This is a genomic window from Chitinophaga sp. CCNWYY40, from assembly GCF_037483205.1.
GTDB classification, from domain to species: Bacteria; Bacteroidota; Bacteroidia; order Chitinophagales; family Chitinophagaceae; genus Chitinophaga; species Chitinophaga ginsengisegetis.
The window spans coordinates 429,504-452,253 of the sequence record NZ_JBBHLF010000004.1 but is presented as its reverse complement, the minus strand read 5'-3'; the positions used below and the strand labels follow the sequence as shown (position 1 = coordinate 452,253).

The 22,750-nt window shown below is 47.7% G+C and carries 18 protein-coding genes; 16 read left to right on the top strand and 2 right to left on the bottom strand.

The features are described 5' to 3' along the window. The first annotated feature begins 29 nt into the window (after positions 1–29). From V7S65_RS16635 to V7S65_RS16565, 15 genes are all read left to right on the top strand, one after another. On the top strand, positions 30–3,419 hold the full coding sequence (locus V7S65_RS16635) for a SusC/RagA family TonB-linked outer membrane protein (protein WP_336387327.1): 3,390 nt from the start codon (positions 30–32) through the stop codon (positions 3,417–3,419). 17 nt (positions 3,420–3,436) lie between these two features. Continuing rightward, a complete protein-coding gene (locus V7S65_RS16630) occupies positions 3,437–5,038 on the top strand; it encodes a RagB/SusD family nutrient uptake outer membrane protein (protein ID WP_336387326.1) in 1,602 nt (533 codons plus the stop codon). 108 nt (positions 5,039–5,146) lie between these two features. Continuing rightward, positions 5,147–6,583 carry a hypothetical protein gene (locus tag V7S65_RS16625; protein WP_336387325.1) on the top strand — a complete coding sequence of 479 codons (1,437 nt, stop codon included), beginning with the start codon at positions 5,147–5,149 and terminating at the stop codon, positions 6,581–6,583. Positions 6,584–6,606: 23 nt separating this feature from the next. Further along, positions 6,607–7,395 carry a patatin-like phospholipase family protein gene (locus V7S65_RS16620; RefSeq protein ID WP_079469192.1) on the top strand — a complete coding sequence of 263 codons (789 nt, stop codon included), beginning with the start codon at positions 6,607–6,609 and terminating at the stop codon, positions 7,393–7,395. 67 nt (positions 7,396–7,462) lie between these two features. Then, on the top strand, positions 7,463–8,158 hold the full coding sequence (locus V7S65_RS16615) for a FadR/GntR family transcriptional regulator (RefSeq protein WP_079469191.1): 696 nt from the start codon (positions 7,463–7,465) through the stop codon (positions 8,156–8,158). 198 nt (positions 8,159–8,356) lie between these two features. Continuing rightward, positions 8,357–11,731, top strand: a complete 3,375-nt coding sequence (locus V7S65_RS16610; RefSeq protein ID WP_336387324.1) for a SusC/RagA family TonB-linked outer membrane protein — start codon at positions 8,357–8,359, stop codon at positions 11,729–11,731. Between the two features lie 18 nt (positions 11,732–11,749). Continuing rightward, positions 11,750–13,321 (top strand): RagB/SusD family nutrient uptake outer membrane protein, encoded by a 1,572-nt coding sequence (locus V7S65_RS16605; RefSeq protein WP_336387323.1) that lies wholly within the window; start codon positions 11,750–11,752, stop codon positions 13,319–13,321. A gap of 22 nt (positions 13,322–13,343) precedes the next feature. Then, the gene (locus tag V7S65_RS16600) at positions 13,344–14,261 is read left to right on the top strand and encodes a dihydrodipicolinate synthase family protein (protein ID WP_336387322.1); all 918 of its coding nucleotides are present in this window, start codon (positions 13,344–13,346) and stop codon (positions 14,259–14,261) included. Positions 14,262–14,290: 29 nt separating this feature from the next. After that, complete coding sequence (locus V7S65_RS16595; protein ID WP_336387321.1) at positions 14,291–15,403, top strand: kelch repeat-containing protein; 1,113 nt, start codon at positions 14,291–14,293, stop codon at positions 15,401–15,403. A 10-nt stretch (positions 15,404–15,413) separates the two neighbouring features. Next, positions 15,414–16,643 (top strand): MFS transporter, encoded by a 1,230-nt coding sequence (locus V7S65_RS16590; RefSeq protein WP_336387320.1) that lies wholly within the window; start codon positions 15,414–15,416, stop codon positions 16,641–16,643. 2 nt (positions 16,644–16,645) lie between these two features. Then, complete coding sequence (locus V7S65_RS16585; RefSeq protein ID WP_336387319.1) at positions 16,646–17,818, top strand: sialidase family protein; 1,173 nt, start codon at positions 16,646–16,648, stop codon at positions 17,816–17,818. Positions 17,819–17,940: 122 nt separating this feature from the next. Beyond that, a complete protein-coding gene (locus V7S65_RS16580; RefSeq protein ID WP_079469184.1) occupies positions 17,941–18,369 on the top strand; it encodes an SRPBCC family protein in 429 nt (142 codons plus the stop codon). A gap of 215 nt (positions 18,370–18,584) precedes the next feature. Next, positions 18,585–19,190, top strand: coding sequence for a hypothetical protein (locus V7S65_RS16575; protein ID WP_336387318.1), 606 nt, complete (start codon positions 18,585–18,587; stop codon positions 19,188–19,190). Positions 19,191–19,198: 8 nt separating this feature from the next. Next, positions 19,199–19,945 carry a leucine-rich repeat domain-containing protein gene (locus V7S65_RS16570; protein ID WP_111576594.1) on the top strand — a complete coding sequence of 249 codons (747 nt, stop codon included), beginning with the start codon at positions 19,199–19,201 and terminating at the stop codon, positions 19,943–19,945. A gap of 78 nt (positions 19,946–20,023) precedes the next feature. Beyond that, positions 20,024–20,521: an anthrone oxygenase family protein gene (locus V7S65_RS16565; RefSeq protein WP_336387317.1), complete on the top strand. Its 498-nt coding sequence runs from the start codon at positions 20,024–20,026 to the stop codon at positions 20,519–20,521. Between the two features lie 370 nt (positions 20,522–20,891). Here V7S65_RS16565 and V7S65_RS16560 read toward each other — a convergent pair whose 3' ends face one another. After that, on the bottom strand, positions 20,892–21,086 hold the full coding sequence (locus V7S65_RS16560; protein ID WP_079469180.1) for a hypothetical protein: 195 nt from the start codon (positions 21,084–21,086) through the stop codon (positions 20,892–20,894). Between the two features lie 67 nt (positions 21,087–21,153). Between V7S65_RS16560 and V7S65_RS16555 the strand changes: the two genes are divergently transcribed. Beyond that, entirely contained in the window at positions 21,154–21,762 is a 609-nt protein-coding gene (locus V7S65_RS16555; RefSeq protein WP_111576592.1) for a TetR/AcrR family transcriptional regulator, read from the top strand. A gap of 17 nt (positions 21,763–21,779) precedes the next feature. On the opposite strand, the gene V7S65_RS16550 is transcribed toward V7S65_RS16555, so the two are convergent. Beyond that, positions 21,780–22,565: an alpha/beta fold hydrolase gene (locus tag V7S65_RS16550; protein WP_336387316.1), complete on the bottom strand. Its 786-nt coding sequence runs from the start codon at positions 22,563–22,565 to the stop codon at positions 21,780–21,782. Positions 22,566–22,750 lie beyond the last annotated feature (185 nt).

The window sequence follows — 22,750 nt, the reverse complement described above, 5'->3', positions numbered from 1 at the left end:
CACGTGAACGCTCCTGAAAATTTCAACACATGAAAATGACATTTACTTCCGCTGATCAGCATACCCGCAGCAGCGGGCGGGCTGTATCCCGCATCAAACAATTCCTGCTAATGGGATGTGCCCTGTTGCCAGCTACCTTCGGATACGCCAGGCAAAACGGGTTGAGCGAAAAAGTGAAACTGGATATTTCCCGTGCCTCCCTCTCCCAGGTGCTGAGCGCACTGGGACACCAGAGCAGCTTTACATTTAACTATGTAAAACAGGACTTCGACAAAATTATTGTCAGGGATTTCAAACCGGATAATATTACGCTGAACGAAGCCCTTAACATGCTCCGTAGTAAATCAGGTATTGAGTACAGCGTGAGCGACAAAGCCATCCTGCTCCGGAAAGCAGAGAAAGATCCGGAAGTACAAACTACCCAGGCAGTTGCCCGCAAAATCACTGGTCGTGTTACCACTGAAAATAAAGAACCGATTCCCGGCGTATCTGTTTGGGTAAAAGGCACTAAAACAAGAACCGTTACAGATGCCGATGGCAAATTTGAAATCACCCTGGAAAGTGATAAAGCCATACTCAGCTTCAGCTATGTAGGCTACGAAACTGTGGAAATGTCTGCCGGTAGCTCAGATACGGTAAACCTTACACTGAAAACCAGCAACAACGCACTGAATGAAGTGGTGGTACTTGGTTACGGCACCGCAAAAAAAGGTGACCTCTCCGCTGCCGTAGCAGTAGTACCAGACATGAAGCAGATCAAGGAACGCCCGGTACTGGATGTGGCCAATATGATCCAGGGTAAAGTACCCGGTATCACGGTGGTAAGCAATGGTGGGCATACAAGTAGTGCCAACAAAGTAACCATCCGTGGTGTGGGTTCCGCTAACAGCGAAAATGTGCTGTATGTGGTGGATGGTGTACCCGGCGCCCCCTACAACCCCGCAGATGTGGAATCGATCACGGTGCTGAAAGATGCGGCTTCTGCGGCTATTTACGGCGCTTTCTCCGGTTCAGCAGGAGTTATCCTCATTACTACCCGCCAGGCGGCAAAAGGGTTGCCTAGTGTACAATATACCGGCTTCGTAGGGGCTAAACAGGCCTGGCGTACGTTGCAGTCGCTTACGGCTGAAGAACAGGGCAGGGTATCCAACCTCGCACAAACCAATGCAGGCAAGCTCCCGCTCGAAGGATGGGATCCTGCTAAGAACCCGGATGGCCTGGTAAACCGCACCAACTGGATGGATGAAATTTTCCGTACCGGCCTTGTACAACGGCACAACATCAGCGTAAACGCCGGAACAGATAAATTTTCTACCCTCTTCCAGGCACGTTATGAAAAAGAAGAAGGTACGCTGATCAATACCTATAATAAAAATATTTCCCTGAGATTTAATGCAAATTACCAGTTTAGTAAGAACGTAAAACTGCGCCAGGATATCTTCTGGAATAACAATGATAACAGGGATGCAGAAACAGCCAGCGGTTACAGTGGCGTAATTCTTTCCGCCCTGTACATGCCCCGTTCTGCTACCCCGTACTACAGCGATGGTACCTTTGGCGGCGTAGGGCCGAGAGGCGCCCAGTACAACGGGATCTATGGAGATGTGATCAACCCGGTAGCTACGCTGCTGAGAAATAAACCCTATAACAAAAGAAATGATCTGCAGTCGGTAACAGAGTTAACAGTGTCTGATATCATCCCTGGTCTTACTTATCTTTCCCGTTTTTCTTACCGTCAGCAAAATGCACTGTGGAAAAATTTTGAACCTAAAAGAACAGAACCCGGAAAACCGAATGAGCAGAATACGTTAACTTATTCTACAGATAAAGGCTACAACTGGATCTGGGAAAACACCCTTAATTATAACAAAATCATCAACCGGCATAACATTGGTGTAATGTTATCTATGACCGGGCAGGAAGAATCCAACCGTAATTTCTCGGCTGCTGCAAAAGGATTTGAAAACGAAGCAGCGTGGGCGCAGTTTTTTACCAACGCCACTATCTTTGACCAGAATTTTCCGGGAGATGATGAATGGAAAGACAGAACAGTTTCCTACGTAGGAAGATTATCCTATAGCTGGGCAGACCGTTACTTTGTAACCGCCAGTTACCGTAACGATGTGGCCGGCAGATTAGCGGAAGGTTACCGCTCCAAAGGTTTTCCCGGTGTAACAGCCGCATGGAAAATCAGCTCAGAGTCTTTCATGGATAATGTAAAATGGCTGGATCTGTTCAAGATCAGGGGCAGCTGGGGAAGAATAGGTAATATTGGTTCTATGGTGCATTACTATGGTTACGCCAAGCTCACTCCGGATTATACATTTCAGGTTGGCGATGGTGCACCCAGAAGCAACTCCCTGGCAATGACAGAAGCCTTCAATCCTACGCTTTCCTGGGAAACTTCGCAGCAAACAGACATCGGTATTGATATCAGCCTCCTGAAACAACGCCTGTCCATTACCGCCGATTATTTTGATAAACTCACCTATGACCTGATCCAGCGGCAGAAAGCCAGCTGGCCTAATACCTTTGGGCTGGATGCACCCTGGGTTAACAAAGGAGAAATCAGTAATAAAGGTGTGGAAGTAGCTGTGTCCTGGAATGATCATATCGGCCAGGTTGGATATAACCTGAGCGCCAATATTGCCACGTTAAAAAACAGGGTGGAATACATAGATGCTGATCCTACTTCTGTAATGATACACGATGATGCCTTCAGAGGTGCACTCACGCCTTTCCGTTCCAAAGTAGGAGAACCATTTTATTCTTACTGGCTGATAAAAACTGCCGGCATCTTCCAATCAGATGACGAAGCAAAAGCCTATCAGAAAGATGGTAAAATGATTCAACCCGACGCAAAAGCCGGTGATCTGAAATTTGTGGATCAGAATGGCGACGGCTCCATCAACGACGGCGACCGCGTATACATGGGCAACGCATTTCCAAAACTCACTTACGGATTCACCGCCAGCTTCACCTGGAAAAATTTTGATCTGAGCCTGTTTATGCAGGGCGTAGGCGGCGTAAAGCTGTTCAATGCTTTCAAGATGACTACCTTAAGCGGCTCCGAACAGGGATACAACCGTTGGGATAAAATCCTCGATGCCTGGTCCCCTGAAAATAAAGGCTCCAACATCCCCCGTATCTCAGCAAATGATCCCAACAAAAATTTCCAGACCAACTCCGACTGGTATCTTGAAAATGGTAACTACCTGAGATTAAAGAACCTGCTGATCGGCTACACCTTTAAGAAAATGAGCTGGAACCAGGGCCTTCGCGTATACTTCAGCGGCGACAACCTCCTCACCTTTACCAAATACACCGGTATGGACCCGGAAGTAGGTGGTGTTGGTCTTGATGGCGGCCAGTTCCCGGTATCACGCGTGTTTTCCCTGGGTGCAAATATTAAATTCTGATCAAACCAAATGCTTTTATGAAAACAACATTCAAACATATATTTCTCGCGGGGTCGCTGATGTTGGGTGCAAGTGCCTGTAACAAATGGGTAGATACAAAACCCAACGGCGCACCTACTACTGCTTATTTCTGGCAGAGTGATAACGATCTCCGGAAGGCTACCAACGACATGTACGTAGCCATGCGTTATGAATCTACCTGGGGACGTGACCTCTTCTGGGTACAGGACGCCAGCGACGACCTCATTGTAGGAAGAGCGAAGGCCGATGGGGAGAATATCAAGAACTTTATTCCAAGCGGCCGTGAAGGGTACCTGAAAAACGGATGGTCCGATCTGTATAAAATGATCAACCGCGCCAACCAGGTGATCCAGAATGTACCTACTTCAAAAAATACCACAGAAGCCGCACGCAACCAGGCTTTGGGCGAAGCGTATTTTATGCGCGGATTTGCACATTTCTGGGTGGCTTATCTCTGGGGACATAAAGACCAGGGCGTTCCTTTCGACGGACCGGAAAATCCTGAATTTGGAAAACGTATCCCTCCTCAGTTGCCATCTGTAACGGATAACTATGCGCAAATTGTCAGCGACATGGAAAAGGCAGCCTCCCTGCTGCCCCTCTTTGAAACATATAGCACCTCCGACCAGGGACGCGCGCACAGAGCTGCAGCCTGGGGGTATATGGTGAAAGTATACGCTTACTGGGCACAGTACGACGCTTCCAAATGGGCGCTGATCCCCGCACTCGCCGATAAGATCAGGGATGAAGGACACCGTGCCCTTATCAAAGGAAAAGAAACCAGCCAGCAGAATTACCGCGCCGTTTTCAGCATTGCCAATAACTGGAGTTCAGAATATATGTGGTCTGTTACCTCCGGTGTACAGGGCGGTTCCGAATTTCCGGGCGTAGTACTGGAAAATACCGGTTGGGCTATCTTCAACGGCTGGGGCTATTTTCAGCCAACGGAAGAACTGTATGAAGAATACGAAGCGAATGATCCAAGACGTGAAGTGACCATCCTGAAATTTAATGATAAGTTCACCTTCTTTGGCCTGGTGCGTTCTTACTACTCTACCAACAGCCTCTCCGGTTTCCAGATGAATAAGTATATGGAGCCATACTCCTATGGTAAAGATGGCGTGGTTAATACCAACACCAATATCAATCAGAGCCCCGATTATCCAACTACTGCACTCAATTTGCCATTGATGCGCTATGCGGAAATCCTGCTCTTTAAAGCAGAAGCGCTGATCAAACTGGGCCGGAGTGGCGAAGCCGCTGCACCGCTGAACGAAGTACGCAGCCGCGTAGGACTGGCAGCTATTGCAAATCCTACGATGGAAAATCTCAAGCATGAACGCCGGGTAGAGCTGGCCTGCGAATGGACCGACAGGCTGCAGGATCTCAAGAGATGGGGTGATTATGCAAAGATCAATGCGCCTTTGCATGGCCGTATCCACAGCGATAAGGTAAACCCGTTGTCTTCTTACGAAATAAAACAGGTATGGCCGGCACGTAATTTTGATCCGGCCAAACATATGGCATGGCCCATGAATCCTGATGTAATAGCGCAGAGTAACGGCGTATACAAACAGGTGCCGGGCTGGAGAAACTAACAGGTAATAGCGAACAATGATACAGGCGGATGGTAAGAGTGAGGATATTTATATATCTTCACTCTTACCATTCGCCTCTTTTGTTTCACTCCTTATGCTCATTGTACTATGCCACGGAATTATTTGTTTACCACCATCGTCTTCTTTACTGCTCTTATGACCGGCTGTGCAGAACATGGTCCTGCACAAACAAGCCAGGCAGCCACCGATTCCATACCGGTTACCAGCCGGCCATTGTTCAGGGATTTTATGGGCATCAACGGGCATCTTACTTTCAAGCCCGATTTATATAAGCAGGTTTGCCGGCTGGTGCGCAGTTATCATAACATCAGCTGGGATGTGAAAGCGCCCGGCGATGCCATTACCATACCTAACACCATCAATAATATTAACTGGAAACGGGATGCCTACGGTCCGTGGAAAGCCGCCGGGTTTGAAACAGATATCTGTATGCAGTTCCTGGGAGTAGGATTGGGCAGTCCGGATTACAAACAATTGTGGGCTGGTAAGGAGCAATGGGCATATGATTACGGGAAAGCGATGGCCGCTTATTATGGGCCTTCGGGGGCGGAAAAGTTATGTACCTCCCTGGAAATTGACAATGAGCCGGGCACCCGGTTTGATCCGGCGCTTTTTAAAATCCTGTTCACAAAAATGGCGGAAGGGGTACGTGCCGGTGATCCGGCGATGAAGATCGTTACGCCGGCAGTGGCGGTAAAAGCAGATCCTTATTCGCAGGGATTGAATGATTTGTATATAGATAAAAAAATACTTCCCCTCTATGATGTGATCAATGTGCATACTTATCCTACCATAGAAAAATCTGCTGATAGTGAAAACAGCTGGAACCGGAGCTACCCGGAAGATAATTCCCTGCAGTATCTCAAAGTAATTGAAGACGCTATTGCATGGCGCAACCAGCATGCAAAAGAGAAGGAAGTGTGGGTAACCGAATTTGGATATGATGCGTGTACGCCGGAGGCTATGAAGCACCGGAAAGACTGGGCGCTGAAACTGAACTGGCAGGGCGCCAGTGATCTGCAACAGGCGCAGTACCTGGTGCGGTCATTCCTGGTGTTTGCCCCGCTTGATATCCGGCGCGCTTACCTGTATTATTATAACGATGAAGACGAAGCCTCTTTTCACGCCGCTTCCGGGCTTACGCGGAATTTTGTTCCGAAAATGTCGTTCTGGGCAGTGAAGCAGTTGTACCAGACGTTGGGCGATTATCGTTTCCGGCGTGTGGTAAAAAAAGAAACGGATTCCCTGTATGTGTTTGAATTTATAAAGGGAGATGATCCGAATTTGCTGGTGTGGGTGGCCTGGTCGCCTACCGGCGCCAGAACCCATCAGCAGAAAGGCTATCAACCGCACGTAATAAATGCGGTACTTGATAACCCACCGTCGTGGCCGGTTAACACTGCTGCCATGACCACGGCCGATGAACCTGCAAAGCAAGTGAAGTGGGAGAAAGCGGGGGATACGGCTATACGTTTGGAGGTAAGGGAGAGCCCTGTGTACATCATGTTTCAAACGGGCCAATAAAAAGGTTTTTTTATATTAGCCGGATGAATGAACAGCAAACCCGCCCACCTGTGAAACGACCATTTGTTTTATCCGGTGGTGGCGCCAGGGGATATGCCCACCTGGGCGTTTTAAAAGCATTTTCCGAACAGGATATTTACCCGGAAGCAATTTCTGCTACCAGTGCGGGTTCTATCGCTGCCGCTTTTATTTGTGATGGATACAGTACCGATGAGGTGAGGGAAATATTCCGGGTGCATAAGCTCGGGTTGTCGATGCACTGGCGGAACTGGCGAGCCGGTTTCCTGTCTCTCAAAAAAGTAGCGGAAGTACTGAAGCAAACACTCAGGCATCAGACATTTGAAGAACTGGATACTCCTTTATACGTAACAGCCACTGATTTTTTAACAGGCAATCAGCGTATTTTCAGTGAAGGCCCGCTGATCCCGGCCATCCTGGCGGCATCTTCTGTGCCGCTGTTGTTTCCGCCCGTGGAAATAAACGGGGTGCAGTATGTGGATGGCGGTCTTTCCGGCAACCTGCCCATAGAGCCGCTGCTGGCGGAATACCGCGATATCATTGGGGTACATGTAAATCCGCTTACGCCTTATAACCCGGCAGAAGGCTTCCTGGCCAATGTGGAAAGAACCCTACACCTGGCTATCCGTGAGCCGGTGCTGAAGAATAAGTTGTTGTGCAGTTATTTTATTGAGCCGGAAGATCTGGGCAAATTCGGCATGTTTGATTTCAAGCGGCTGGAAGCCATTTATACATCCGGCCTGGAATACACCCGCCGCCGGTTACAGGAACAGCCGGTGATGCTACAAGGATAAACAGCCGGTATTATTGATGCGATCTGTTAATTTGTAGTACATTTAAACAAAATATCACACCTGTTTTATGGGAATTGGGAATTTACATATCGATATTGAAAAAGTGAGTTATAAAACGATGGCAGATGAAGTGGAGATGAAGCTGCTGGAGTATCTCAAAAAGCAATCCTTCAAACCCGGGGATGCATTGCCAAAGGAAATGGAGCTGACCGAAGCCCTGGGCGTGAGCCGCAACGTATTGCGCGAAGCCCTCAGCCGTTTGAGGATGCTGGGCATGATTGAAACAAAAAAACGGCGGGGCATGGTGCTGTCCAGCCCCGATATTTTGGGGTCGCTGGAACGGGTGATGGACCCGCTTATCATTGACGATGCCACACTGCAGGATATTTTTGAATTGCGGCTTACGCTGGAAATGGGACTGGCAGACATCTTATATATCCGCAAAACAAAAAAGGATATTGAAGAACTGGAGAAGATCGCCCTCAGCCAGAAAACAACTCCCACCAAACAAAATTTCCGGATCAAACATGAAGTAGAGTTTCATGGCAAAATTTACCAGATGACCGGTAACCGCACCATGCAACGATTTCAGACGATGTTGCTTCCTATTTTCGGCCACCTGGTGAATGAAGAAAAAGTACCGATTGTAGGCAAGGTGTCGCATATCGACCTGGTAAACCTGCTGAAGAATGGTACCCGGGAACAGTTCCGCGAAGGCATGCGGAAACATCTCGAACATCATTTCAAGAAGTTGAAAAAGTAAGCACGATAAGTTACAGCATACCACTGCCTTGCTTTCAAAGTGGCCACAGCATTTACTTTCATACATTATTCCATACACATCCTTTTCTTTTTTTTGAGAAATGTTTTGCGGTATGGATTTTTTTAGGCAATTTTAATATGTAGTACATAAGTATTTAAGAATATTAGTACAAGTTTAATTGTCTAAACAAATTCCCGTATGAAAATTGCTCTCAACAAACTGATGGGGGTACTCCTTGCCATTGCCATCAGTACAATAGCTGTAGCTCAACCAAAGAAAATCACCGGCAGGATCATCTCTTCGGAAGATCAGCAGCCACTACCCGGTGTTAGTATTGTCATCAAAGAAAAGAAAACAGCTGCCATTACCAATGCTGAAGGCTATTTCAGCATAGAAGCCGCACCCGAAGATGTGTTGCGCATTTCCTATATCGGGTTTACGCCGCAGGAAATTGCCGCAGGAAACCGCAGCACGGTAAACATCTCCCTAGTATCTGCTACTTCCAAAATGGATGAAATAATAGTAGTGGGATATGGCACGCAAAAGAAAAGCAGTCTAACGGCATCGGTAGCACGACTGGACAAACGTATCCTCGAATCCGGTATACGCGCCAACCCCGCACAGGCACTGGCCGGTACCATTGCCGGGGTGAGAGTGTCTACCAACTCCGGTAAGCCCGGCGCTATCCCCAACATCATCCTCCGTGGAGGTACCAACTTCGACGGCTCCGGCAGCCCGCTCATCATCATCGACGGACAATTCCGCCCCTCTTTAAGCGATATCAACCCGGAAGATATTGCCAGCATGGAAGTACTGAAAGATGCATCCGCCACCGCCATCTATGGCGCCCGCGCCAGCAACGGCGTAATCATGATCACCACCAAAAGAGGAAAATCAGGGACATCTGAAATAAACCTGAAAGTAAAAACAGGCTTTAACTATTTAAATTCTCCCTATACCCTGCTCACCCCGGAAGAATATTTATACTGGGGCAGAAAAGCATTGGTAGAAACCTATAAGGTAAACGGTAACCAAAGCCTGCTCAATGCTTCCGGCCCACGTGGCACCGGTAACGTTTACAAAGATGCTGCAGGAAATATCATTGACGGCAACTACGACCTCAATGCCTTATTCAGTCCCATGCGCCTAACAGATCAGAACAGAGAACTGCTCTCCGCCAACGATGGCTGGAAAGTGATGAAGGATGCGATCCCCACTAATGCCGCCGGTCAGTATGATCCCAACGGTACCTATGCAGACCTTATTTACAAAGGCTTTAGTTATGGAGACAATGCCTTCAATAAAAAATCACTCACACAGGATTATAATATCAGTATGACCGGTGGCAACGAAAAAGGCGCTTACTACGCTAACCTCGGTTATTATAATGAAGATGGTATTGCGCGCAAGTCGTTTTACAAACGACTGAATTTTACACTCAACGGTGACTATAAAATAAGAACCTGGCTGAAGTCGGAAAGCAACGTATCCTTTTCCCGCGCCAACTCCAGGGACCAGGCGCAAACCAGCGATGTGAATTACTGGGGACGTTTACTGATGGCCGCACCCACCATGCGTGGCAATAACTCCAACGGAGAACCGCTCCTGGGAAGGAATGCAGGCGATGGTAACCCTGCCGTGAACATGGATAAATATTCCCGGAAAAACCAGGCGGACAAGTTTACCCTCGCGCAGTCTTTTAAAGTAGACCTCTATAAAGATCTATATTTCAGAGTGGGCGCTATTCTCATGTACGACGAAAGCTTTAACGAATCATTCAATAAAGATTTCCGTACCGGCGTAATGAGTAAAACAGATCCTAATGCGGGGTGGGACCGCACCCGCAGCAGCAATGCTGCCTTCGACCGCACGGTTCGTCAAACCTATAATGCTACTCTGAACTACACCAAAATTATTCATGATGATCATAGCATCGATGCGATGATCGGTGGTGAATTTTTTGACGCTTATAACTATGGATTATCTGCCAGCGGAAAACTGGCGCCTACGGATGATTTTCCCACACTGGGGTTAACTTCCAGCGACGCCAACACCCGCGGGCAAAATTCGTATCACCTGCGGGAACGCATCCTGTCAGGCTTTGGCCGTATTAACTATGACTGGAAAGGAAGATACCTCGCTACGTTTACTGCCAGAAGAGACGGTTACTCCAGGCTGATAGGCGATAACCAGTATGGCCTGTTTCCCGGTGCTTCCGTAGGCTGGCTGTTGCACAAAGAAAACTTTATGGTGAACACCAGTAAGTGGTTATCCTTCCTGAAACTCCGTGGCAGCTGGGGAAAGAACGGTAACATCGGTGAAGTGGGAAAGCGCTCCGACGGCACTATTGATGTATACTCCCTGCAGGGAGGTTACCCGGCTACTACCCGCTATGAAAGCATAATCGGTTTTTCACTGGGCGGTATCCCCAACCCCGGCTTACGATGGGAGAAAACAAACACCATTGAAGGCGCCGTGGAATATGGCTTATTCAATAACCGCCTGAACGGAAGCATTGCCTATTACAACAGGAATACAACTGATAAAATTGCAAGCGTAAGTTTGCCCGGATCTGCAGGTGTAAACAGTATCCTCACCAACAACGGATCCATGCGGAACAGGGGATTTGAAGCAGACCTGAATTATAAAGTACTGCAGTCGGGCAACTGGAATGTTAGCGTGGGCGCCAATGTAGCGTGGAATAAAAATACGGTGTTGAAACTGCCGTTTAACGGAAATGAAAAGAACCGTCAGAATGGGGCGCAGATTTACGATCCAGCCAGCGGCAGAGTGATATGGGCCGGCGGTTTGCAGGAAGGACAGGAGCCAGGCGAAATATTCGGTTACTTAACGGATGACATCATCAGAACCACCGCTGATTTAGCGGCATATAACAAAATTGATCTCGCCGCCGGCCAGGTGCAGCTGAACAACGCCGCCGGGCGGCCTGTTGCGAGTCAGCAGCTGATAGATAAAAATGGCCTCACCGGTTTCTGGGCCACCAGCCTCGGTGATATGAAATGGAAAGATCTTGATAGAAACGACACCATCGATTTCAGGGACCGCGTATCATTAGGCCGCACTATCCCACGATGGACCGGCGGATTCAATGTAGCCGCCGGCTGGAAAGGCTTACAGTTGTTTGCCCGTCTTGATTACGCCATCGGTTTTATACAGATGGACGTAAAACAGATGTGGGCGTTGGGTAGCATGCAGGGCGAATTCAACGGCACCGACCTGGTGAAAGACACCTGGACACCGGAAAATCCCAACGCAAAGTATCCTATCTATGTAAACCAGGATCAGCAGCTGAAAAAGAACTACGACCGGCACAGCGATATGTTCTGGAAAAACTCCAGCTATCTCGCTTTCCGGGAAGTAACGCTGAGTTATATAGTGCCGAAGAAGATACTCAATAATGCAAACATTGCCGGCTTAACGGTGATGGTAACCGGGCAAAACCTCGGATACATCAGCAATAAAATGCTGGCGCTGCCGGAACGCACCGGGCAACAGGATGGCGTATATACAATTCCTACTTCCCTGGTCTTTTCTGCTAACCTCACTTTCTAACGTATCAAATCAGCACTCATGAAAACAACATATATTTTCCTGCTGGCACTGATATTAATTGCTGCCAGCTCCTGTAAGAAAACATTGCAATTATCGCCGGAAGATTCTTTCGGAGATGCTAACTTCTGGAAGAACGAAGCACAGATCACCAATTACATGGTAGGATTGCATAACGAGTTCCGCAACGACCAGTTCCAGTTTTTCCGGTTGGGTGAAATGCGCGGTGGTGGATTAACTACAGAAGAGGCATTTACCTTGTCGTTGCAGGAAAGCCCCATCATTGAACAACGGCTGGAAGAGAATGTTTCCGGCGTGAATAACTGGGCCGGATTTTACTCACCTATCTTACAAATAAATCTCTTTATACAAAAAGTAGAAGCAGCGGGTTTTTTGGGAGATGATAAAAAGAAGTACCTGCTTGGCCAGGCATATGCCATGAGGGCCTATTACTACTTTCACCTGTTACGTACCTACGGTGGTGTGCCGCTGCGGTTAACCCCTGATGTAGCCAACGGTATAACAGACCCGGTATTGCTGCGCATGCCACGGGCCACGGAAGCAGAAGTGCTTGCATCGGTGAAGTCGGATGTGGATAAGGCGGTTGGCAGTTTTGGTACAGCCACTGCAAAGGGCAAAGGACAATGGTCGCCGGCGGCGGCATTAATGCTGAAAGGTGAAATATATTTATGGTCTGCCAAAGTGTATGGTAACACGGCGGATCTGGCTACCGCAAAAACGGCGCTCAACGCCGTAACAGGTACCAGTTTGTTGCCAAAGTTCAGCGACGTGTTTGCTTATGCTAATAAGAAAAACAGCGAAATTATTTTTGCGATTTCTTTCATGGTAAATGAAGCCGAAATGTCTACGGTGTCATTGTTTACCTACGACCTGCCCGGTATAGCGCAGGACTGGTACGCGGATTCACTCGCCTCTGCGCCAAAGCTCACCGATCCGCTGAACATCGGACAGGTAAATTCAAAACAGATCATTCAACGTTACCGTTATAGCTTCAGATTATTCCAGAGCTATGATAACCTGGACCAGCGCAAAGCAGCTACCTTCTATGATCTTTATAAAGTAGATAAAACCAGTGGCGCCCCGGTGGTGAAAGTAAGGAATACCGTATTGCGTAAATTCCTGGGCACTTTTGATGCGGTAACGCAAAAGCGCTATTTCTCCGACGACTGGCCCATTTACCGCGAGGCAGATCGTTTGCTGATGCTTGCGGAAATAGTGAATGCAGAAGGAGGTGATCCGTCGCCTTACATCAAAGCCGTGCGCGACCGTGCTTTTGGCGGTCCGGGGATAGATCCTGCTCCTTTTGTAAATTCGTTTAAAGATGCCAATGAACTCGCCATCTTCACAGAACGCTGCAAAGAATTTGTACATGAAGGCAAACGTTGGTATGATCTGCGGAGGATGAAATACGGCAATGAGCCACTGGCATTTATCAATGCAGGTCATCCTTTTGGCGTGCTGAATAAAGCCACGCAGGCATATAAAATATTATGGCCAATCGACGCCAATGTATGGACCACCGATTTACTGGTTAATCAAACACCTGGTTACGCTACTTCAAAACCCGAATAACCCAATATAAAAGTATCATTTCATGAAGCATGAACATATCGAAGGACTGATTGCTGCCGCATTTACTCCCTTTCACGGGGATGGTTCCCTGAACCTGGAGCTGATACCTGCTTTAACAGATAAGCTGGTAAAAGATGGTTTAAAAGGAATATTTGTTTGCGGCAGTAATGGCGAAGGTCCTAACATGACCACCGAAGAAAGAATGCAGGTAGCGGAAGCATTTGTAAAAGCAGCCAGGAAGCGTTTGCTGATCATTGTGCACGTTGGTCACAGCAGCATTGCCGAATCCCGGAAACTGGCTGCGCATGCCGCGTCCATCGGTGCGGATGCATTTTCCTCGGTAGCGGCATTTTATTTTAAACCCACTTCCGTACAGGTGCTGGCGGATTGTATGGCAGATATTGCCTCCGCCGCGCCCACGCTGCCGTTTTACTATTATCATATTCCTACGCTTACCGGTGTAGGCATGGATATGATGGAGTTCCTGGAAATAGCCGGCAGCAGGATCCCCAACCTGGCAGGGATCAAATACACTTCGTCCACCATTCAGGAATATCAATCCTGTTTTAATTACCAGAACGGCCGTTTCGATGTGCTGTTCGGGTTCGATGAGTTGTTGCTGCCCGCGCTGGCAGTAGGCGCAAGAGGTGCTATCGGAAGTACGTATACTTTTGCAGCGCCACTATATCTGCAAACAAAAGCGTATTTTGAAAAGGGCGATATAAAGGCCGCACAGCAACAGCATTTATTCATGGTGGAGGTGATCAGGATCTTTGCAAAATACCCGCCTATACCTGCTCAAAAAGCCATTATGAAGATGCTGGGCTGGGACCTGGGGCCGTGCAGGCTGCCATTAACCACGTTTACACCTGCGCAATACGATAAATTGTACCAGGAGCTGGAAGCCATCTCATTTTTTCAGAAAGTACAACCTTCATGAAACGGATACTTTACTCAATATTTATGATAATGACGGTGAACACAATCAACGCCCAGGAAAAGAATGTGGATAAAGTGCAGTGGTCGGTGGCAGCGGTGCTGCCGCCTGCATCCGGGCAATCTGTACAACCCGGTGTAGCCGGGCCGGTAGCAGGCATCAGTAATAATGTAATGATCATTGCCGGCGGTGCTAATTTCCCGGCCGCCATGCCCTGGAATGGCGGTGTGAAAAATTATAAACAGGACATTTATATTTTCCGGAAAGATGAAAAAGGCAACGTGCTGCCCGGCATTGTAAGCCGGCAAACATTGCCGCAACCACTGGCCTATAGCGCCAGTGTGAGCACATCAACAGGACTTATTTACGCCGGTGGTGAAAACGATCACGGTCCCACGGATAAGGTGACGCGACTCACCTGTGATGCTACCGGTCACATTGATTTTGCAACGCTGCCATCGTTGCCGGTGGCGCTCACCAATTTATCAGCTGCGTGTTATCAGCATACGCTGTATATAGCCGGTGGCGAATCGGTGAACGGACCATCCGCTAAATTCTTTTCGCTGGATCTGTCCAGGCAGGGCGCTGCCTGGCAAACGCTGGCAGATATACCGGTGGCCGTTTCCCACGCAGTGATGGCCATACAGGATGGCGGCGTGTACCTGATCGGTGGCCGGCGAAAAAACAGCAACGGCATCAGCGATATTTTTAATACCACCTACCGCTATGATTTGCATACAAAAGTATGGACGCTCAAAGATCCACTGCCTTACCCCGTTTCCGCAGGAACGGGACTGGCCGTGGGGGATCATGAAATCCTGTTTTGCAGCGGCGACAAAGGAGAGGTGTTCAGCAAGGTAGAAGTACTGAATGCCGCCATCATCGCGGCTACTGACAGTATCAAAAAAGAAACGCTGACAAACGAAAAGAAGGCATTGCTAAACGCTCATCCGGGGTTTACAAAAGAAGTATGGTTGTATAACACCACCACCGGCCGATGGAAAGCAATAAATGCTTTAACGATGGAAGGTCCGGTTACCACCACTGCATTTTTGTGGAATGGGGTTATCATGATTCCTTCAGGAGAAATAAAAGCAGGGGTGCGTACGCCGGTAATAATTTCAGGTAAATTATTTTTCAACTGATCTGAGTATCATGTCCAATAAAGGAAGTTATCGCTGGGTAGTAGTAGGATTGCTATGGGTAGTAGCATTGCTGAATTACATGGACAGGCAGATGCTGTCGACCATGAAACCCGCCATGCAGGTGGATATTGCGGCGTTGCAATCGGCTGCCAATTTTGGCTACCTGATGGCCATTTTTCTGTGGATCTATGGATTTATGAGTCCGTTGTCGGGCATTATTGCGGATAGGCTCAACCGGAAGTGGCTCATTGTGGGAAGTCTGTTTGTATGGTCCGGAGTAACGTTTGCAATGGGGTATGCCACTACTTTTCAGCAGCTGTATTGGTTACGTGCTGCGATGGGTGTAAGCGAGGCATTGTATATACCGGCGGGACTGTCGCTCATTGCGGATTTCCATTCCTCTGCCACCCGGTCACTGGCCGTGGGTATTCATATGACCGGGCTTTACATGGGGCAGGCGCTTGGTGGCTTTGGCGCTACTATCGCGGCCAGGTTCTCCTGGCATGCTACCTTTCATACGTTTGGCATCATTGGCATTGTATACTCGCTGATACTGATTGTATGTTTGCGGGAAGCCGTGAAAGATGCTCCCGGTGCGGTGAAGGAGCGGCCGCCTTTCGGGAAAGGGTTAGGTTTACTGATGACGAATATTTCTTTCTGGATCCTCCTGTTTTATTTTGCTATTCCGAGTTTCCCCGGCTGGGGAATAAAAAACTGGCTGCCGACTTTATTTTCTGAAAGTTTACAGATAGATATGTCGGCCGCAGGCCCTTTATCTACCATTACTATCGCGGCCTCCTCTTTCCTCGGCGTTATTTTCGGAGGCATATTATCTGATAAATGGGTACAGCGGAATAACAGGGGGCGAATTTATACCAGTGCCATTGGCTTATCGCTTACTATCCCGGCATTGCTGCTGATAGGACTGGGGCATAGCTTGGTGCATGTAATGGGAGCAGCCATCCTGTTTGGCGTTGGCTTTGGTATGTTTGATGGCAACAACATGCCTATCCTTTGCCAGTTTGTGCCATCGGGTTCACGGGCTACCGCCTATGGGATCCTGAATATGTCCGGCGTATTTGCGGGCGCTATTATCACCGATCTGCTGGGACGCTCCACGGATGCAGGCAACCTCGGACAAAGCTTTGCTATGCTGGCAGGGATTGTACTGGTAGCGATTATCATTCAACTATGCTTTTTACGTCCGCAAACAAATGATATTGACCTGATAAATAAATAATGATGATTAAAAAGATAATGGCTGTGCTGCTGATAATGTGCTTCGGCACTGCGTATGCACAACAAAAAGAAGTACCTGTTTTTATTTCGGGAACCGACGGTTACAAAACATTCCGTATCCCCGCAATTATTGCGTTGCCCGATGGCGATTTGCTGGCCTTTGCCGAAGGCCGGGTAAACGGTATGGATGATTTCGGGGATATTGATATGGTGATGAAACGCAGCAAGGATAAAGGCAAAACCTGGTCGCCCATGCAGGTAGTGGCCGGCGCCGATAACCTGCAGCTCTCCAACCCCGCGCCGGTAGTAGACCTTACCGATCCGGCCTATCCACAGGGAAGGATCTTTCTTTTTTACAACACCGGTACGCACCGGGAAGGGGATATCATTAAAGGCAAAGGGATAAAACATTGCTATTATATCACCTCTGCGGATGGTGGCCGTACCTGGGCCGCGCCGGTAGATATTACGCTGCAGGTGCACCGGCCGAAACAACCGGATATTGACCCGGCGTTTAATTTTGCGGAAGACTGGCGCTATTACGCCAATACCCCTGGCCATGTGATGCAGTTTCCCGAAGGTATTTTTAAAGGAAGAATTTTTATTGCTGCCAATCATACCGCGGGTAAAGCATTGCCCGGCGCGCGGCATTATGTGGCGCATGGTTACTACACCGATGACCATGGTAAAACATTCCACTTAGGCAACAGTATTAATTTGCCCGGCAGCAATGAATCGATAGCGGCTCCGCTCTCCGGCAACAAGCTGATGATGAACAGCCGTAACCAGGCAAAAGATGTGAAGGTGCGGATCGTGTCTATCAGCAGTGATGGCGGCGCCACCTGGGATACTACCTATTTCGATCACCAGCTGGTAGACGCCATATGCCAGGGCAGCATCCTGAATATAGGTACTTCCAAGGGAAAAAATATACTCGCCTTTTGCAACGCTGCCGATTCGCTGGAAAGGGATAACCTCACACTCCGCATCAGCTTTGATGATGGCCGCACCTGGAAAAAAAGCTATGTAATATATAAAGGCGATGGCTCAAAGAAATCCGGTTATGGCTATGCCGCCTACTCCGATATTGTGCAGCTGGCCCGGAAGAAAATAGGTGTGCTGTACGAAAAGGATCACTATTCTTCCATTGTATTTACGGTGGTAAACTGGAAATAAACCGGTATTGCGGAGGCTGTCGCAAACAGGATGCTATTTTGTCGTATTTAGCCATGCCGGGAATAAAATAGAGGTGCTATGTTTGCATTAACAATAACGATTAACATTTAAATCTTAAAAACATGCAAACAGCCAATAGCACAAAGATCACCGTAAGCGCCACTATTAACGCACCTGTTGCAAAAGTATGGGAGTTATGGAATGCGCCTGAGCATATTGTTAAATGGAACACCGCTTCCGACGACTGGCACAGCCCAAAATCTGTAAACGACCTGCGTCCGGGCGGTAAGTTTGAAACACGTATGGAAGCCAAAGATGGCAGCTTCGGTTTTGATTTCGGCGGTGTATACAACGACGTGATAGAACATGAACTCATTACCTACACCATGGGCGATGGCAGAACAGTAAAAGTGACTTTTTCTGCAACAGGTAACACTACTGCCGTTACAGAAACTTTTGATGCAGAGGATACCCACAGCATTGAAATGCAACAAGGTGGCTGGCAGGCCATCCTGGATAATTTTAAGAAATATACAGAAGCGTTGGCGTAATAGTCTTTCTGAATGAAAACCGCTCCTGTTCTGCAGTAATATATAGCCGCATGGATCTATGGGTTCATGCGGTTTTTTATGATGCACTACCTGTTTACCGGTATATTTAAATAACTGTTTGCAGGTATTGCTAAAGTGCCGCGGTATGCCGTCTTTTGGGGGACAATTCTTCCCGTGATTATCATGTTACAGGGATATTAAAAAAGGAGCTTGTTATGAACCGGAAATCACTGCTGATCAGTTGCATATTATACTTTGCATCGGCTTCTATTACGGCGTCTGCGCAGAAAGGGGTGGAATATGTTCTTCCTGCTGCATCCTTCGATGAGGCAGCTACCAGCAAGTTACTGGAGCCAGGTACCGCTACCATCCGGGGCAATGCTTCTCTGAAAAAGAAAGGCAAAGTAAATTTTGCTACAAAAGGCCATAATATCATCCTGTTTCCGGTAACCCCTTATTTTACTGAGTTTGTTGAGCTGAAGAAAAAGTACAACAGCCGGAAGAAACAGGCTACCATGACTAATGATGCCTTCACTTATCGCATAGAAGGCCGTTACCTGGATGACCAGGGCAATTTTGAATTCACTGAATTAAAACCGGGCAGGTATTATCTCGTTACCTGGATTGAGTATGAGCGGAAGAAGAATATGGTTCTCCGCACCGGCACCCGTACCTTTTACAACGTGTATAGCGGCAATGAAGTTGGGTCTGAACCTATTTATAATGCCTATTCCTACCACTATAAAGCAGAAGATGAAGTAGCAGGGTTTGTGGAAGTAAATAAAGAAGGAGAAGTAGTGAATACTGTTATCAGCAATTAAACAAAGCCATGAAAAAGATATTCTTATTTGCTATTCTTTTGATGGCATTGCAAACACAAGCACAAACCATCAAAATTCCGGATGCCAACTTCAAAGCGGCACTCATCAACCAGGGATTTGACACCAACAACGACGGGGAGATACAGGTGGCCGAAGCCCAGAAGGTGACCAGGCTATATGTAAATGGCGCCGGTATTACCAATCTCACCGGTATCAAAAGCTTTACCAGGCTGGAGGAATTCGGTTTTTATGATAACCAGATCAAAACGCTGGACCTCGAAGGAATGAGCAGTCTGAGAAGTATTTATGGTGGTAATAATAACATGGAGTACGCACGTGTGAAAGGCCTCACTAACCTGGAAACCATGTACCTCCATGATAACAAGATCAAAGCGCTGGACCTCACCGGGCTTAATAAGCTAAATGACCTGAAAATGTACAGGAACGCTTTGTTTAAAGTGAACTTCAGTCATCTGCCAAACCTGGAGAATGTGGAACTGCAGTACAATAGCCTGGTGGACTTTGTTGCAGAAGGATCGGGGGTGAAGAAACTAAACCTTAGCAATAATAATATTACTTCCATCGATCTTACTTCCATGAAAAAACTGGAAAGTGTGAACCTCGATGACAATATGTTTTTGTCGACCCTGAAAATCCGTGGATTACGGTCTCTCAGATCATTGTATTGTAGCCCCAATTTAATAAAGAACTTAAATATGAGTGGTACGGTGAGCCTGCGGGAATTCAGCTGGTAAATCTGTTATAGTTTATATGAGGGGGATGTTATATTTTCACGTAAGATCTATTGTCCGCATCATTTAAACTTTTGGCACATGGGACTTACTTTCCTGCAGATTTTACTGGGAATGACGGCTGTCTCCACTGCATTAATGGGAGGACTTTTTTACGCCTATTCCTGTTCTGTAAACCCGGGGCTTGGCCGCTTATCTGATATGGGTTATCTGTCTGCCATGCAATCTATCAACCGGGCTATTCTCAATCCTGCATTTTTCTCTTCTTTCCTGGGTTCCCTGGCTTTGTTGCCTGTTTGTACGTGGGTGTATTTCAGTTATTCCGTGTCGCCGGGAAGCTGGTGTGTATTGGGTGCTACGGTTGTTTATTTTACAGGTGTTTTTGGCGTGACGATGGTTGGCAATGTTCCGCTCAATAATGCGTTGGATAAGGCGGATCTTGCGGCTGCTTCTGCGGGGCAGCTGGCGCAGCACCGGGCGGCGTTTGAGGAAAGGTGGAACCGGTTGAATACCGTACGGACGGTGGCAGCTGTTGTTACCGTGGCGCTGATGGTGGCGGGATGTATTGGGTTTAAATGAGGATATATTTTTAATGTACGCCCGTTTCCCATGCACATAATAATAAAACAATCCTCCGCCAAAGTAAGCTGCCACATCCCGGATATCGCCGGTATAGTCAACAGAAAACCGTGGCATTACCCATTCAAAAACCACCGACATATATAGCGCAATGAACAGCAGGTAAGAGAGGGGATAGGTGTAATGTTTGTCGCGGACAATACAGTTACGCGTAAAAGTAAGCGCAACATGCGCCATAGCAGGTACTGCAATAAAGTCGGTGAGGTACCCGTTGACCAGCGGCACCGGCTGTTGTATATACCTGAAGAAGTGGATGATGCCCCATAGTCCGCAGTAGATAAGGAACAACGGATCCAATAAACCTCTCATCTTACAATACAAACATGATGGCGCCTCCGAGCAGCAGCGTCACAAGTAATGCCATTACGGCAAACAGGTAAAATGCACTGTCTTTCAGCAATTTTACGGATGTGGTATCTGTTGGCTTAACCGGGAAAACGCTGCCTCTTAGTCTTTGCAGTAAGGGTTTATCTTCCTCCTGCTGATCATACGATTCGTTATTCATATCGCCTGTATTTAGAACAAATGTACTAATTATTATTATTTTTAGAACAATTGTTCTAAATTTGGATATGGATACGAGGACAAATATTCTCAAAACGGCGCTGGAACTTTATAACAGCCAGGGTGTAAATACAATTACCAGCAGGCATATTGCGGCGAAAATGGGGATCAGCCCGGGTAATCTTCATTATCATTTCAGGCAGACAGATGAAATCATAAAAACACTTTATGAACACCTGGCTGCTGATTTTGATGTGCTGGTGTCGGAACTGGAGTCAATTCATCCTGTAAGCCTGGATACGCTCCGGGATTTCTCGGTCCGCTCGCTGGAACTGGCATATAAATACCGTTTTATATTTTTACATTTTGTGGAGATAAGTTTGCGTGTACCGGCTATCAGGAAAGACTATTATGCGCTCACACAACGCCGGGAAAAGGAATTCTTTGCTATTTTCAGGCAGTTAAGAAAAGAAGGGATTTTCCGGACTGATCTGCCGGAAAGTATCTGGGAAGCATTGGTGACGCAGATATTTATTATGGGCGACTTCTGGTTGTCAAATAATGAATTAACCGGGAGGCTGAAAGGAAGCAATGCTATAAAACATTACAGCGAAATTTTTTCCGGCATGTTTTATCCCTATCTCACCCCCGCGGCGCAGGCGCGTATGGCGGAATAAATCTGTTCTCCGCCATGTTATTCTTTCAAAAATGCTATAATCATCGCTGTTACCAAAGCAGGTATTTTGCTTTGCTTGCCGGGCGCACAAATTTCCCCGATATAATCGCCGTGGCCGCCCGGCAGGATAGCCAGTTGTGCGTGTGGTAAAGTGCGCGCCAGTAACAGCGCATGTTCCGGCAGGATCGGCTCTGCATAGCCGTTTATCACCAGCGCCGGCGCCTGGATACCTTTTATTTTTTCCGTGCTGATATCTTTAAAATTCTCCATCCTCGCCACATCCCGGTGAAACATCGCTTCAAGTCCTTTGGGATCGGGATTGGCCTCTAAGTATGCCTCCTTTAGTTGCGGCGGCATTTTGTCCATAGTCGCATTTTTGAATCCATCAAAGAAACCGGGAGGCGTGCCATCGCGCCTGTAAAGTGTAGAGGCCAGCACCAGTTTATTTACCAGCTCCGGATGCCGTATGGCGATTTGCAGCGTAGTGGTGCCTCCGTTGCTGAAGCCCATAAAGTTGGCTTTGGCAATATGCAGCTGCCCGAGAAGTGCGGCCACATCATCCGCATCCTGCTCAAAGCTCAATGGCCGGTCGATATCAGGAGTATGACCATGCGCCTGTAGCTCTACGGCAATCACCTGCTGTGTTTTTGCCAGCTCAGGGAGAATAGCGCCGTAATTGGACTTAATGGTGGAACCTCCGCCGTGGAGCAGTACCAGCGGGGCGCCGCTGCCATGGATCTCATAATACATCTTTAAGCCATTCACTGTTGCATAATGGCCTGTTTGTTTTTGCTGTGCGTTCATCTGCAAATGTGTTACGAATAGCAAAAGTATAATAATAATGGAGGTGCGTTGCATACGATATTTATATTTTGATAGGGTAAACCTACATCAAAACGGAGGATACGGATGGGGGCAAAAACGCCAATTTGCAGGGAAATTCCGACAATAGAGTGCATATGCCAGCGTTGCCGCGCATGCGCCTGGTG